General features: G+C 64.4%; 6 protein-coding genes and 1 CRISPR repeat array. All 6 genes read left to right on the top strand.

Features of this window, described 5'->3' with window-relative positions:
• Nucleotides 1-47 precede the first annotated feature (47 nt).
• The 6 genes from QZY44_RS05840 to QZY44_RS05815 all read left to right on the top strand — a co-directional run bounded on the left by QZY44_RS05840 (nt 48) and on the right by QZY44_RS05815 (nt 14,709).
• Nucleotides 48-6,524 carry an MG2 domain-containing protein gene (locus QZY44_RS05840; protein ID WP_295443555.1) on the top strand — a complete coding sequence of 2,159 codons (6,477 nt, stop codon included), beginning with the start codon at nt 48-50 and terminating at the stop codon, nt 6,522-6,524.
• 193 nt (nt 6,525-6,717) lie between these two features.
• Nucleotides 6,718-9,027, top strand: a complete 2,310-nt coding sequence (pbpC, locus tag QZY44_RS05835) for a penicillin-binding protein 1C (RefSeq protein WP_295443551.1) — start codon at nt 6,718-6,720, stop codon at nt 9,025-9,027.
• A gap of 198 nt (nt 9,028-9,225) precedes the next feature.
• On the top strand, nt 9,226-10,335 hold the full coding sequence (gene cas7u, locus QZY44_RS05830) for a type I-U CRISPR-associated RAMP protein Csb1/Cas7u (protein ID WP_295443548.1): 1,110 nt from the start codon (nt 9,226-9,228) through the stop codon (nt 10,333-10,335).
• Nucleotides 10,332-11,585, top strand: coding sequence for a type I-U CRISPR-associated protein Csb2 (gene csb2, locus QZY44_RS05825; RefSeq protein ID WP_295443545.1), 1,254 nt, complete (start codon nt 10,332-10,334; stop codon nt 11,583-11,585). The genes cas7u and csb2 overlap by 4 nt, the downstream gene beginning before the upstream one ends.
• Nucleotides 11,585-13,852: a type I-U CRISPR-associated helicase/endonuclease Cas3 gene (gene cas3u / locus QZY44_RS05820; RefSeq protein ID WP_295443542.1), complete on the top strand. Its 2,268-nt coding sequence runs from the start codon at nt 11,585-11,587 to the stop codon at nt 13,850-13,852. Before csb2 ends, cas3u begins: the two co-directional genes overlap by 1 nt.
• Complete coding sequence (locus QZY44_RS05815; protein WP_295443539.1) at nt 13,849-14,709, top strand: hypothetical protein; 861 nt, start codon at nt 13,849-13,851, stop codon at nt 14,707-14,709. Before cas3u ends, QZY44_RS05815 begins: the two co-directional genes overlap by 4 nt.
• 101 nt (nt 14,710-14,810) lie before the next feature.
• Nucleotides 14,811-15,566: direct repeats of the CRISPR family, unit length 37 nt; unit sequence GTTTTATCCGCCCCTCCGGGGGCGGCTTCATTGAAGT.
• Nucleotides 15,567-15,583: the final 17 nt, after the last annotated feature.

Genomic DNA, 15,583 nt, shown 5'->3' with positions numbered 1-15,583 from the left:
GGTAAACTGTTCCTCAGCGTCCATCGTGCGGGTGAGGAAGCGGTGTCATGAGTCACTTCCGGCGTGTTCTTCTCTTGGTGTTCCTGGTCATGCTCGCCGCTTGCCGGGGTCAACAAACCGTCGTTGCGCCGTCGGTTTATCTGCTCAACCAGGGCGCCTGGACGCCGGTGCTGGTGCTGAATTTTGACCAGGAAGTCGCACCGCTGGATGAACTGGGCAAGCCACCCGGCCATCTCCCGCAGTTATCGCCCCCGGCGGCGGGCCAATGGACCTGGCAGGACCCCTCGCGCCTGGTCTTCACCCCCAAAGAGACAACCTTCCGGCCGGGGACGCGATTGACCGTTTCGTTGCAGGCCCTGGCGCTACGCGAGGGGTATCGCCCCGAGCGCTCAGCCCTGAGCTACGAAACCCCGGCGTTGAAGATTGTCCGCCGGCAATGCCGCTGGCAGGATATTTTGCAGGCGCCGATGCGCCGGCAGTTCGAGGCCGTGGTCGATTTCAACTATCCAGTCGACCGGCCCGCCGTCACCGGCACACTCGGCGACAACCCCTTGCCCGACCTGGCCAGCGGGTTTGGTTCCCACCTCATCATCCATTCCACCGCCTTGCTGCGCCCAGCCCAGGATATGACCCTGAGCTTCCAGGTCACCCCCGGCCTGGTGCGGCTGCTGGATCGGGACAAGAACGGCACCTGGACGGCGGGCGCGGCGGCCACGCTGGCAACCGGCGCCGACTGTCGGCTTCCCGTGCTGCGCAGCGCCTGGAATACGATCGAGGACCAGCCGGCGAAACCGCCCACTGTGACCGGGCTGCGGGTGCAATTGCACGACGGCACACTGCAAGCCCGCTTGGACGGCCGTGATCTGAAGGAATCGGCGAAGAAGACAGCGGCGGGCGCAGAGGCGAAGAACGGTGTGACGATCACCCCCGCCATCGCCGGCCGCTGGGTTTACGGCGATACGGCGGCGGGCCCGGATCTGATTTTCACACCCACCGATCCCACCGCCTTGAAGCCCGGCACCGATTACCAGATTGCCGTCGCGGCGGCCGCCTTCCCGGGACTGGTCTTCGCGCAAGCCGAGGTCATCGCGACAGTACAAACCCCGCCGATGTCCGGGTCTGTGACCAACCTTCAGTTATACAGCGATCCCGCCGATCCCAAGATCAAGCGCGTCACTGCCACCTTGACGTTCAGCTATCCCCCGCAGAAAGACCGCCTCGCGGCCAACACCGCGGTGCGGCTGCGCGTGGAACCGGCCAAGTCTTTCAACGATCCCCGCGTGCGCTCGCTGCCGTTCGAGTTGTCCTATGACGAGAAAAATCCCAGGCTCGCCTATTTGAAAACCGCTCCCATCACCATCCCGGATGAACCCGGGGAGGTGTCTATCGGTGTGGGGCCGGGATTGATTTCCAGCGTGGGAGGCAACCCTTCGGGCAGTGCGTTCAGCAACTACCTGGCCATCCCCAGCGCCCAAGATTTCCTGAGATTCAGCGCCGCCGATACCCAGAGCCTCATCAAGAACGACGGTGACATCGATCGGCTGTTGATCCTGCAAACCACCTCGCCATTGCAAGACCCGCACGCCTTGCCCAAGGCCGTGGAGGCTTGGTTATTGCCCGATTGCCATGAAGAAAACCTTGCCCGTCCGCCGCTGTGCGACGACAAGGGCATCGGCGAATGGGAAAGCCCCGAGCAGGTGGATGAGGACACGCTCGCGCTGTCCACTGCGGTCCCCTTGAGTTGGCGCGATCCCAACCAAGAGGACAAGAGGCTGCATTACCTGGTTTTTCAGGCACCGGAAAAACGCCAGGTGTTCGTCAAGGTCAACCATGGCATCGCGAGCACGGACGGCTTCACACTGGCGCAAGACGCCCGTTTTCTGTTCAGCCTGGGAGACAACCAAAGAGAGTTGAAGATTCTCCACGACGGCGCCTTACTCAGCCTGAGCGGTTCCAAGAAGCTGGGCGTGGCGGTGCGCGGCGTGGATCGGGTACAGGTCGTGCTGCAACGGGTGCTGCCGCACAATATGCATCACCTGGCCCAGTTTACCCGGGGCGACTTCCAACGACCGTCATTCAAACTGCCGATCGGGCATTTCGCCGAGACGTTCACCTACGAGGAGGCGCTGCCGGCCGGCAACGAAATGCAGCGACAGTATTTCGCCGTCGATTTCGCCCGCTTCGCGAAGAAGGAAGGCTATCCGCCGCGCGGGTTGTTCCTGTTGTCGGTGGCGGAGCAAAAGAAGCAGCCGGAAACCGCGGCCGAGCCTTGCGTCGCCCCGGAGGCCGACGCGCAGGACAATCCCGAGGTCACCGAAGAAACAGGACAGGCAGCCCAAACGGACTGCGCAGCAGCGACCGCGCCGGATGAAGCGGCCGACGCCGGGGATGGCAGTGACCAGGCAGACTCGGCCGGTATCAAAGACCAGCGCCTGGTATTGCTGACCGATCTGGGTTTGCTGGTGAAAACGGCCGCCGACGGCCATCAAGACCTCTTCGTGATGTCGTTGCGCAGCGGCCAGCCGGTCGCCGGGGCGCAAGTCTCCTTGCTGGGTATGAACGGCATCCCGCTGGCCTCCGCCAAGACCGATACACAAGGTCGGGCCGTCTTCCCCTCGGTCGCCGGCCTGAAGAATGAAAAGACACCCTCGGTTTATCTGGCCGAAAAGGACGGAGACCTGTCGTTTCTACCCTATGCACGGGACAAGCGGTTGCTGGATGTGTCGCGTTTTGACATCGACGGGCTGCGCGACGCACCAGACTCACTGCACGCCTTCCTGTTTTCGGATCGCGGTATCTATCGGCCCGGCGACACCGCCCATATCGGCCTGATCCTGCGCAAGCGCGACTGGTCCGCGCTGCCTGCCGGACTGCCCCTCCAAGCCGTCATCACCGACCCGCAAGACCAAGAGCTCTGGCGGCAGACGATCGCCTTCGGCGAGGCCGGTTTTGAGGAACTGACCTGGACCAGTCCCGCCGCCGGCAAGACCGGGACCTATCGCGTCGAGTTGTTGCTTGCCGACCCGGCGAAGCACGCCCAGCAGGAAACCGAGCCGAAGCCCCTGGGCCACACCCTGCTGAGGGTCGAAGAATTCCAGCCGGATCGTTTGCAGGTCAAGACCGAGATCCTGGGAGCACCCGGCACGGGCTGGATCACGCCTGACGGGGCCAAGGCACAGGTCACCGTGCGCAATCTGTTCGGCACCGCGGCGGCGGGCAACCCGGCCAAGCTGGAAATGACCGTGCGGCCCTGGTCGGGGCAGGTACCGGGATTTCCCGACTACCGCTTCCGGGGCGGCCTGCAAACCAGGCTTGCGCAGGCACCCGAAGAACTGGGCGAGGTCAACACCGACGCGCAAGGCGTGGCGAGCTTCGACCTGCCGCTGATCGCCATTGACGAGCCGATTTTTGAAATCACCCTCGCTGGCGAGGGCTTTGAGAAGGGCACCGGGCGTTCGGTGGTGGCTGTCGCCTCCGCCCTGGTCTCCAAGCAGGTCTTCCTGCTCGGCCAGTCCGCCGACGGCCCGCTGGACTATATCGCAAAAGACAGCCCGCGCCGCCTGACGCTATTGGCCGTGGGGCCGGATTTCAAACCCAGAGACACCGAGACCGTCACGGCGCAGGTCTTCGAGCAGCGCTATTTGTCCACCCTGGTCAAGCGCGAGGACGGGTTGTACGCCTACCAATCGGTCCAACGCGACGAGCCGCGCGACACCTTACAACTGGTGTTGGCGAGTGGTAAGACGGACTTCGCGCTGCCCACCGACAACCCTGGCCGCTTTTACGTCGTGTTCAAGGATGTGCACGGCGAGGAGTTGAATCGCGTGGCCTATTCGGTGGCGGGGGACGGCAATGTGTCACGCGATATCGAACGTAACGCCGAGTTGAACCTGACCCTGAACAAGACGGAATATCGCCCGGGCGAGGACATCGAACTGCAAATCGTCGCACCCTACGAGGGGGCCGGTTTGATGACCATCGAGCAGGACGGCGTGATTGCCAGCCAGTGGTTCAAGACCGCCGGCACCTCCTCGACCCATCGCATCACCCTGCCCAGCGGCGTCAGCGGCAACGGCTATCTGTCGGTGGCCTTCGTACGCTCCTTGGATTCGCGTGAGATCTACATGAGCCCGCTCAGCGCCGCGGTGGTGCCGTTCGCCATTTCCCGCCAGGCCTTCGTCAATGACATTGACTTGAACGTGCCGGAAACCGTGCGCCCCGGCAGCAATCTGGAGGTGCGTTATACCGTCAAGGACGCGACCAAGGTCGTGCTCTACGCGGTCGACGAAGGCATCTTGCAATTCGCCCATTACCGCAATCCCGCGCCACTGGATTTTTTCTTCCGCAAACGCGCCTTGCAGACCAGGACCCACCAGATTCTCGATCTGATCCTGCCCGATTACGCCCTGGTGCAACAGCGCTCAAGCCCCGGCGGAGACGAGGACGCCGAGACCTTCGGCAAGTACAAGAACCCCTTCGCCCGCAAGCACAAGCCGCCGCTGGCGTTCTGGTCGGGTATCCTGGACGCCGCGCCGGGCGAGCACGTCGTCTCGGTGCCGGTGCCGGACTATTTCAACGGCAGCATCCGCGTGCTGGCCGTGGCCGTCAACGCAGGCCGGCTGGCCGTGCCGGTCAGTCGCAGCGTCGCCAGCAACCCCTATGTGATCCAGCCCCAACAGCCCTTGGTGGTGGCACCGGGGGATGAATTCGAGATGGGGGTGTTGGTCGCCAATAATTCCGGCGCGGCCGGCGAACAAGCGCTGGCGGTGTCAGTAACGGCGGGCGAGGCATTGGAACTACGCTCACCCAATCCGCAAACACTCACACTCGGCCCGGGCCAAGACGGCACGGTGCGCTTCTCCGCCAGGGCAAGGGAACAGCTGGGGCCGGTGGCCGTGCACTACCAGGTCACAGGCGCCGCAGATGCGACCGCCTACAGCGAGGAGCTGAGCATCCGCCCATCCCAGCCGTTAATGACCACGCTGCAAAATGGCGTGTTGCACATCACCGACCAGCAGGCCGGCAAGACGGCTCGGCTCGCGCTGCAGCGCACCGTCTACGACGAACAGCGCTACGCCGAGTTCTCAGTGGCGATGACCCCGGTGGCCTATTTGCGCGGCATGGTCGAATACCTGAAGAACTACCCCTACGGCTGTACCGAGCAACTGGTCAGCCAAGCCTTCCCGGCGATCGTGTTGGGCAGCAACGTCGAACTCGGCTTGTCGACGCAGGACGCGGATCGACTGTTCAACCGTACGCTACAGACCCTGCAAACCCGTTTGAAACAGGACGGCAGTTTTGGCATCTGGTCGGTCGGCAGCCCAACCGAGCCGTTTTATTCGATGTACGCCACCCATCTGTTGCTGGAGGCCCGCGAGCGCGGCCGCAAGTCATCGGATGCGATGTTCAAGCGGGCCGTCGGCTATGCCGACCAATACACCCAGCAACGGCATTACACCTGGCATGAACACCAAGCCCAAGCCTATGCCCTGTACCTGCTGGCCCGTAACGGCCAGAACGTCGCCGACCGGCTCAGGGCGTTCGAGGCCGAATTGGCGCGGCAATGGGGAGACGGCGGAACCTCGGCCAATTGGGTGCGCCTCTTCCTCGGCGCCGCCTACCAGATCCATCATTTGGACGCCGATGCCGATCGCTATTTCGGGGAATTTCAAAGGCAATGGAAGCGCACCGGGCTGATGCCGTGGAACATGCAAGAGAACGTGCAGGTCATGAGCCTGTACCTCTACCTGCTCAACAAACACTTCCCCGGACTGCTGGACACGCAGGACCCGCAATTTGGCCGTTACCTGCTCGAACTCGCCCAAGACCTTATCAAACAGCGCGGTAACTCCTTCCGCGACTCGCTGGCCTTGCTGGGCCTGGGAACCCTGTGGAACCGCTTCGCGCAGGACGACGCCACGAGCTTTGATATCGTGGCCGGGCAACCCCTGACGCCCTTGCCGCTGCACGGACAGACCGTCAAGCGGGCGTTGTTGGAGCGCACCATGAATCCCGTACAAGTGCGCGGCTCAGGGATGTGGAATCTGTATTACCAGTTGACCGAACGCGGCTATGACAAGGCGCCGCCGAGCGTCGCCATCAACCAGGGGCTGACAATCGATCGCTGGGTCTTGAATGAGCAAGGCGAGCCGACCGCAGAGCTGAAGCTACAGGATAAGCTGCATATCCGCTTCGGGCTGCACCCGGACAAGGCCATGAAGAATATCGCCGTGGTGATGCTGATACCCGGCGGATTTGAAATCGACTTGAGCGATGACGGACTGGGTTCACGCAAATCACTGGCAATCGCAGGCAAGCCGCTATGGCAGCCGGAGTATATCGATGTACAGGAAGACCGCGTGGTGTTCTTCGGCGACCTTGACGCCGGCGAGCGCTACTTTGAATTCCGCCTGAAACCGCTGAATTCCGGGGTCTACACGGTTCCGCCGATCATGGCCGAGGGCATGTACGATACCGAGATCTTGCATCGGGGCGTGGCGGGTACGGTTCGCGTAAAGGAATAGGACAATGGAGTTCCGACGCGGCGGCCTTGATGATCCTTCCGGGCGGCGGCGGTCCGCCGGCCACTGGAGGTCGAGGCTTTAGCCGGTGGCGGTTGCTCACGTGTCCGAGAGAGGTCTGTGGTGTCTGCACGCCGGACCGGCTAAAGCCTCGACCTCCAGTGGCCGCGACGACGATCAAGGGCGACGCGCCGGCATGAGAATCCGTAAATGCTCTCACCTGGCGGCAAGAGTCGCCCGCTATACGATCGCCCTTTTCTTACTTCTGGCAACAGCCTGGACGGCATTAGCTTTAATCCCACCGCCACTGCTGATCAACCGGTCCAATGCCTCCTGCGCCGTCACCGACCGTGAGGGGAAGTTGGTGCGCCTGAGCTTGACCGGGGATGAGAAGTTCAGGCTGTGGGTGGCACTGGATGCGCTGCCGCCGGCGTTGCTGCAAGCAACGCTACAGTATGAGGACCGTTGGTTTTATCACCACCCGGGCGTCAATCCCGTCGCCTTGGTGCGGGCCGCGTGGACCAGTTTCGTGGCGCGCGGCCGTTGGATGGGCGGTTCCACGCTGACCATGCAATTGGCCCGTCAGCGCTTTCGGCTCAATACCCATGCCTTGCCCGGCAAGCTGCGCCAGATCGGCTATGCCCTGTGGCTGGAACGGCATTTTTCCAAGGAAACATTGCTGGAGGCCTATCTCAATATCGCCCCGTATGGCGCGAATATTGAGGGGGCCGGGGCGGCGGCCTGGGTCTATTTCCATAAGCCCGTTGCCGAGTTGTCCGCTGACGAGGCCCGCGCCTTGGCTCTTATTCCACAAAACCCCCGTTTGCGGGCACCACTCACTCCGGCCGGTCAACAGGCATTGCAGGCGGCCTGGCAGGTTGCCTATGGCGATGATCCGGGTTTTGAGCGCCTGGGGTTTCGACACCGGGAGGACTTACCGTTGCGGGCGCCGCATTTTGCCGAACGCCTGTGTCAGCGCCGCGGGGAAAGCCTGACGTCGACGTTGGACCCGACGGCGCAGGCACTCACCGAGGGTTTGTTACACAGCTTTGTCCGCCAACAGCGGGCACACGGCATCGGTAATGCGGCGGCGATGGTGGTCCATGCCCCGAGCATGGAGGTCTTGGCGTATGTCGGTTCTGCCGATTACTTGGATCGCCGCATCCAGGGTTTTGTCAATGGTGTGAAGGCCCGGCGCTCGCCCGGCTCCACGCTGAAGCCTTTTGTTTATGCGCTGGCAATCGACCAGGGTCTGATTACGCCCGATACGCTGCTTAAAGATACGCCGCTGCGCGTGGGCGAGTACCGGCCGGAGAATTTCGAGGGCAATTATCTCGGCCCCTTGTCCGCCACCGGGGCCTTGGTGCGCAGCCGCAATATTCCCGCCGTCGCCCTGTCGGCGCAATTGCGCCAGCCGACGCTGTATCAGTTCCTGGGACTAGCTGGACTCAAGCTGACGAAGGGGGAGGCGTTCTATGGCTTGACGTTGGCGCTGGGCGGGGCTGAGGCGTCCATGGAAGACCTGATCGGCTTGTATGGTCTATTAGCGAATGGCGGGCACTATCGGGGGTTGCGCTGGTTGATCGAGGACGTCGGGGGCGGGCCGCAGACCGCTGCACCACCGCGGCTATCGCCGCAGGCGGCCTTTCTGGTCCGCCAGATGCTGGAGGCGAATCCGCCGCCGCAACGCAGTTTCGGGCTGCGCTCATTCAGCGGGAAATTACCGGTCGCCTGGAAGACCGGCACCTCGTCGGGATTGAAGGATGCCTGGGCACTGGGATTGATGGGAGATTGGCTGGCCGGGGTGTGGCTGGGCAATTTCGATGGATCGCCGAATCGGCAATTGGTCGGGCGGGACTTGGCCGGGCCCTTGCTGTTCGGCATCCTCGAAGCGGTCAGTCAGGAGCGGCCGGGGGGTGGGTCTAAACCAACGCCACCACCCGGCTTAAAGGCGGTCGAGGTCTGCCCACTATCCGGGGCGCTGCGCTCGCCCTGGTGTCCGCATGGCAAGAGCGGCTGGATCATCCCCGGCGTCTCGCCGATCAAGACCTGCGCGGTGCATCGGCAAGTCTTCATCAACCCAGCCAACGGCCTGCGGCAGTGCCGGGGCGATGAAGGACACAGCCAGCCACAGGTCGCGGAGTTTTGGGATAGCGATGTGCTTGAACTGTTCCGGCTGGCCGGTGTGCGCCGCGCCTCACCGCCGCCGTTTGAAAGGCCGTGCGAGGACTTGACCGGCGGCGACGGGGGGGCGCATCCGCCCACCATCGTCTCCCCGCTGGCCAGCCAGCGCTATCCGATCCGTGCCGACGGCAACAGCCGTATCGAGTTTTCCGGCGTCAGCGACGGCGGCCGCCATCGACTCTTTTGGTTTGTCGATGATAGCTACGTGGGCGAGGGCAATACGGTGTTCTGGCCAGGGCGGCCTGGCCGGTTTGGGGTGCGGGTCGTCGATGAGCAGGGGCAATCCGCCGCCACCGCCCTGACGGCCGTTCCAGTCGAATAACCCCCACACCCCGATCACGAAACGCAATATCCCACGTTATGGATGGCTGCCCGGTGGCAGCTGATCGGCTGTTTCCGTGGCTTGTCAGACCCCGAGTTTGCGTAATCCGCCTAAAGCTGGCAGATTGGTGGTTTAATCCATCAGTCCTGCACGAGACGGGCTCATTGCGAACCCGACACCAAAGGGAGAGTCGGCCAAATGTCAATCGATATCCTTCGCGCTGCTGTTTCCAATGCAGCATCAGCCATCGCCGTGACCGCCGAGCTGGCCCCGGTGAGCGGCAACCGAATCATGCCGCCGACCTATGCCACCGACGGCCCCTTCAAACACAACGCCACCAAGCCCGGCCCGGACGGCATCTCAAACTGGTGCTCTGTGGACGCCCCCGGTTCCTGCGCCAACCGGGCCGAGCAAGCCCTGGTCGGTCTGGGGCTGGACCTTGACCCGCTGCGCGTGGACTTCGGCAACGACGGGTTCCTCTCCACAATGCAGTTGCCGCACCGGGTATTCGACGCGGTCCTGCGGGACAGTCAGTTGGCCGGCGTGCCGTTCCGTTCGACGGATATCGGACAAGCGGTCATTGCCGCTCGCCCAGGGGACGCAACGGCGCTCCTGCACTGCGACCCGGGTGCGCTCCTGTTCGGCTCTTGGGACAGTACCGGCCTGGGTTCTGGCGGTCGGCCACGCACCAAGTGGGCGCGGGTGATGACTGCCGAGATTTCGGCCACCCGGGTGGAGCCGGTCGCGTTGGCGGGTAATCGGCTCGATCCCATCGGCGTGGAGGGCACTGAATACGCCTGGGTCGAGGAGTCCGACGGTACCCTACGCGCTGCCACCGAGGCCGAGATGCACCCAACCAAGGATGGGGGCTTGCCACAGGGTGGGAAAGCCTACCCCAAGTTGGTGAGGCCCAGCGAGGTCAACCACGGCAACACCGTGTCGCTCTCCCCCAAGGGCGTGCTGGTGCATGGCGACATCACCTTTAACGCGACCCTGAGCCTATCCCGTCTGCGTCGGTACGCCTTCGGTACTGAGACCGAGGCAGGTCGTCTGTTGCTCGCCTTGATGGGGCTTTATGGCGTACTCGCGGTCCTCAATGACGGGCTGGACCTGCGTTCTGGATGCGAGCTTGCCGTCAACGCGTTCGTGGTGGAACTGATCGGTCTCGGGTCCAGGACGCCGATCACGCTGACGCTCGCCGAGGTCGAGGAGGCCCTGCGTGCTCAGGTTCAGACGGTGAATCTGCATGAACCCGTGATGTTCACCCCGTCCAGGGGTTTACTGGCGCTACGTACTGCATCCCGATGATCAACCTGCGCATCGAGTTCTCGCACGGGGTCTACCGCGCAGCCGAACCGACAGCGCCGGATCTGCCTGAGTATCCTCCGGCGCCGGACCGGGTGTTCCAGGCGCTCGTGTCCAGCGCCTGCGAGCAAGGCATCGACCCGGCACCGCTCACTGCCCTTGAGTCAGCGCCAAACATCTGGTGTGCTCCCGCCGAGCGCATTCACACCGGCACGAACTACGTGCCGGGTGCATTCATTGCAGGTGGACGGCCGAACGTCGAACGCGCCAGGCCAGAGGTGCGGGTCACTGCCCCCGTGTACCTGTCCTGGCCCGCGGTCCCTGCGGACCTGGCGGCCTGGCTGGCCCCGGTATTGGCCGGGGTCGGCTACTTGGGTCGCTCGGACTCTCCGGTCGCGCTCAGCCTTGCTGATGCGCCAGATCCTGCCCTCACTGAGTTGGTCCCGGATACCGAGGGTGAGGAACTGCTGCGCGTGCCCAGTCTGGGCCGGCTCACGGAGCTGCTGGAGGCGCATGCCGCCGGGCGCCGGTCGCCGCTGGCCACGCGAGCAGGGTACGCCGACCGGCACATTCAGCCATCGCCTTGGGGCGAGATGTTTGTTCTGCGGCCGGCCCATGGTGAACTGCGCCAGGCGTCCGTGTTGGCCGAGGCGCTGCGTGCGGCGGTCATGAGCCGGGCGTCTGATCCACTGCCGGCGATGCTCCATGGGCACGACGTCGGTGCCCCGGATGCGGACCACGCGGCCTGGGTTGTCCTGCCCGACGTCGATCATCAGTGGGCGCGGGGGGCTGTCCTGGGGGTGGGCATGGTGCTTCCCCGGCATGTCAGCGCCACCGAGCGCACTGCCTGCGTGCTGCCCCTGACACGCGTGGATCGGATCGGGTCCGTCCCGGTGCGCCGTCCCTTAGCCAGTGAGTCGACCCGCGGTATTGACCCAAAGACCTGGTCGCGCGCGGCGCAGACCTGGGCGACCGTCACACCGATCGTTCTGGACCGGCATCCGAAACGCGGACAGTCGGTGGAGCGGCTCATCGCCGACTCGGTCGTGCGTGCGGGCTATCCGGCTCCCGTCGGCGTCGAAGTCACGGACTACCCCATACAGGGCGTCCCTCGCGCGAGCGCCTTTGCGGCCCGCGTGAATGGACACCGCACCCATGCCCGGCTGCACTTCGCCAACCCTCTGCGGGGGCCGATGCTGGTCGGACGTGGTCGTTACTTTGGGCTGGGGCTGCTGCGCCCCGGAGGCCTGTGATGGACTTTCCGACCTGGTACCGGGAGCGGCACGGCTATGGTCCCTTCCCCTGGCAAGAGGTCCTCGCCACCCGTATCGCGGCGGGAGACTGGCCCGAGGCGCTGACTGCGCCGACTGGCGCGGGCAAGACCGGCGTCATTGCGGTGTGGCTGTGGGCCCTTGAGGCGGGCATCAGTGTCCCTCGCCGGCTTTGCTACGTGGTCGACCGGCGGCTGATCGTGGACTCTACCGTTGCGTATGCGCAGCAGCTCGCCGGCAGGTCCGCGTGCACCCCGGCGGTCGTGCAGATGCGCGGCGGTATCACGATCGATGATGCGTGGATCGATCCCCTGCGCCCGGCGATCGTCGCGAGCACGGTTGACCAAGCCGGCAGTCGGTTGCTGTTCTCGGGCTATGGTGTGTCGAACCGAGTGGCGCCCGTCCACGCGGCGCTCTTGGGCAACGACGTCCTGTGGGTCCTGGATGAGGTACACATCGCCCAACCCCTGATGCGCACCCTGCGCCAGGTGCAGACCTTGCGCAATGACGCCCTGCCGCTGCCCTTGCGGGTCCTTGCGATGTCCGCGACCTGGGACGGTGCGAATGCCCTGGGGCTCACCGCGGCCGACTGGTCGCACCCGGTGCTCGCGCCCCGGCTGGCCAGGCCCAAGCCCCTGGAGGTACGGGATATCGACCCCGACGGCGAAATGGCGCCGGCACTGGCAAGGGAAGCGCGTCGGCTGCGCGATCAGGGCGCCGATGTCATTGGGGTCGTTGCCAATACGGTGCGCGACGCCCGCGCCGTCTGGGCGCTTCTGAATACCGATGGAGAGGCTGTCGTGTTGACCGGGCGGGTCCGCCCGGCCGACCGTGACGCCCTGGTGGCAGAGTATCTGCCGCGGATGGCGGCAGGCTCTCGCATTGGCCGTGCGCCACTCTACGTGGTGGCCACCCAGACCATTGAGGTCGGCGCCGACCTGGACTTCGACGCCCTGGTCACCGAGTCGGCCCCTCTCTCGGCCCTGCGGCAGCGCGCGGGCCGGCTGAACCGTTTGGGCGAACTCCCGACCGCGCCCATAGTGATGGTGCATCGCCCCTTGGACGACCGGGAGAAGAAGCGCCACGCCTGGGAGAAAACGCGAGGCACCCGATCTCAGCGCTCGCTGTACCGGGAGGCCGCAGAGGAGGCCCGCAAGTGGATCAAGAAGCACAAGGTGCGGGACTTCGGTATCCAGGCGATGGAGCGGCACCCTCCCCTTCCTGAGCCGGTCACGCGCTCTCCTGACCTGCTCGCCGCCCATCTGGACCTACTGTCCTGCACCTCGATCAAGCACGGCATTGACCCTTCCCCCTGGCTGCATGGCTATGTCGATCCGGATCCCGTCTTGTTCCTGTGTTGGCGGCGGGATGCCGGAGCGCAGACCGTCGAACTCGCGCCTCCTGTCCGGCAGGAGATCCTGGAACTGCCCATCTGGGAGTTCCGCTGGCTAGAGGTGGACCAAGTGCTCCGCTGGGACGGCTCCGCAGCCGACTGGATCGACCCGTCCGCGGTAAGGCCCGGCGACACCCTCGTACTCGACTGCACTGTCGGTGGCTGCGACCGCTTCGGCTGGAATCCCCAGTGCACCGATCCGGTCGCGGACTATGGCGACACGGCCGAGCGGTTGCGCCTGGCGGGTTCCGACGACGTCGATTGGCGCGCACTCGCCCTGGGAGCAGGAATGCCCGCCCCCGGGCGGGTGCTCGTCTACCCCGGTGGCGCACTCGTTCTGGCCGCTACAGAGAGCACCAGCGAGGCCGCGGTCCGGCCGGTGCTCCTGCGTGACCACCTGCGTGCGGTCGGCGCCCGGGCGCGGCTCATGGCCGATGCCGCGGTCCTTCCGGAAGCCTTGTGCGACGCCATCGAGCGTGCCGGCTCCGGACATGACCTAGGCAAGCTCGACGCCCGCTGGCAGGCGAAACTCGCGGCCGATCCGGATGCGCCCCTGGCCAAAGGCCCTCGCGGCGATGACCCCTGGCTGCTGCTGCCGCGGGACTGGCGGCATGAGATGGTTTCCGCGACGCAGGCCAGTCGTGATCTCCTGGTCCGGCACTTGGTGGGCGCTCATCATGGACACGGCCGGCCCACGTTCCCCGTGGCGCCTGATCCGGTACTCTGGCGCCAACTCGGCGGGTGGGCGGCCCAGTTCGAGGGGCTCCAGCAACAATACGGCTGGTGGGGACTCGCCTATCTCGAGGCCCTGGTCCGCCTGGCAGACTGGCAGATAAGCAAGGAAGAACAACAATGAAACTGACTGCACTTCGCGCGGACAACCCAGTCGGCTGGATGGCGGCCTGCGGTGCCCTGCGACTGCTCCCCGGCGCCCGGTTGCGGTGGGATCGCGCCGAACCTGAGTTGGAATTCGACGGCGACGTCATCCAGACCTTGGCTGCTCTCCCCGCCGATCGACTCGCATCCCCCGAGCTACAGTTCCCCACCAAACTGAGTGCGTCGATGCCCGACGACGCCTGGCAGACCCTCAAGGCGCTGCCTGGAGACTGGGCGCTAGCGCTCGGTACCCAGACCGAAACCGGGATGCGCGGGTGTAGCCTGAAGATTCGGCCGGGTGGCGGATACAACATGGTCGGCGATGCGCGGAGTGTGCTAGCGCGGCTGTCCGCGCTCGATGTTGCGGACAAGGTGTGCGAGGCACTGGTCGGTCCATGGCGCTACGAGGACGACGGTTGCGTGGCCTGGGGGTTCGACGCGGCGGCTCGCATTGATGCTGCTACCATCGGCTCGAAGGCCGACAGCGCACCCAAAGCGGGTGTTTTGGGAGCTTACTGGCTCGGGTGGGAAGCCTTGCCCTTGCTGCCGATGGTCAACGGCTCTACTCTGGGCTGGGCCGATGGCGGGCTCACGTACGCCACATGGGGTGAATGGCTCGACTACCCGAGCGTAAAGGCCCTGGTGCTCGGGCTCGGCGGGCTTCGTGATACTGATCGTGATGCGCTGGGGGTGACGACCTGGTTCGCTCGTTTTCTTGAGACCGGCAATTCTTGCGGACGCCTGAGCTGGGCGACTGAGGTCGCGCGAACCCCAAGCTCCAGGAAAACCAAGGGGGGTTCGCGCGTTGCGCAACTCTCTGGCGTACTTATCGTTTGATGTGGTGGCGCTCAATCCTGATTGCGGCTGGAGGTACACTGGTGGAGGTTCGCGCAAACATGCCTAGAATGGTTAGCGGATCAAAGTCTTATCTGGGTGCGGTTTTATCCGCCCCTCCGGGGGCGGCTTCATTGAAGTTGTTTCTCCTACCGCTCGAACCTGGAAGGCGAGGGCGTTTTATCCGCCCCTCCGGGGGCGGCTTCATTGAAGTTACACCAAGTGGTTGGAGCTATTGGAGGCGTATCGTTTTATCCGCCCCTCCGGGGGCGGCTTCATTGAAGTTTAAGCGCGGCTTCCATCTCGGCACGCGTGGGCTTAGTTTTATCCGCCCCTCCGGGGGCGGCTTCATTGAAGTCGCCAGTACCCGGGCCAGGATAACCAAAGCAGGACCTGTTTTATCCGCCCCTCCGGGGGCGGCTTCATTGAAGTTGCGCTGAAAGTCAATGCTTTTAGTCGTCGTCCAAGTTTTATCCGCCCCTCCGGGGGCGGCTTCATTGAAGTTACCCATGTGCGACACAGCCGGGCGCGATCCCCGGTTTTATCCGCCCCTCCGGGGGCGGCTTCATTGAAGTATTATGGTCTCCAGTTGAGCCCGTCCGTGGGCAGGTTTTATCCGCCCCTCCGGGGGCGGCTTCATTGAAGTGTCTTGGTGATTTTGGGTATTCGCATGATGCGTAAGTTTTATCCGCCCCTCCGGGGGCGGCTTCATTGAAGTAATACGGTGCTGGCTGATCCTGAGTGGTGCCAGTGTTTTATCCGCCCCTCCGGGGGCGGCTTCATTGAAGTACCCGCCGCATGGCATGAAACCCCCAAGCTGTGAGTTTTATCCGCCCCTCCGGGGGCGGCTTCATTGAAGTCCCCCAGTCGAAGTCCA

The organism is uncultured Thiodictyon sp. (genome assembly GCA_903837595.1).
GTDB lineage: Bacteria > Pseudomonadota > Gammaproteobacteria > Chromatiales > Chromatiaceae > Thiodictyon.
Note: the sequence above shows the minus strand (reverse complement) of the source record. Positions and strands in the feature narration are given on the sequence as shown.

Coding starts and splice junctions, on each gene's coding strand:
- QZY44_RS05840 (WP_295443555.1), top strand. CDS start 48: ATGAGTCACTTCCGGCGTGTTCTTCTCTTGGTGTTCCTGGTCATGCTC.
- pbpC (WP_295443551.1), top strand. CDS start 6,718: ATGAGAATCCGTAAATGCTCTCACCTGGCGGCAAGAGTCGCCCGCTAT.
- cas7u (WP_295443548.1), top strand. CDS start 9,226: ATGTCAATCGATATCCTTCGCGCTGCTGTTTCCAATGCAGCATCAGCC.
- csb2 (WP_295443545.1), top strand. CDS start 10,332: ATGATCAACCTGCGCATCGAGTTCTCGCACGGGGTCTACCGCGCAGCC.
- cas3u (WP_295443542.1), top strand. CDS start 11,585: ATGGACTTTCCGACCTGGTACCGGGAGCGGCACGGCTATGGTCCCTTC.
- QZY44_RS05815 (WP_295443539.1), top strand. CDS start 13,849: ATGAAACTGACTGCACTTCGCGCGGACAACCCAGTCGGCTGGATGGCG.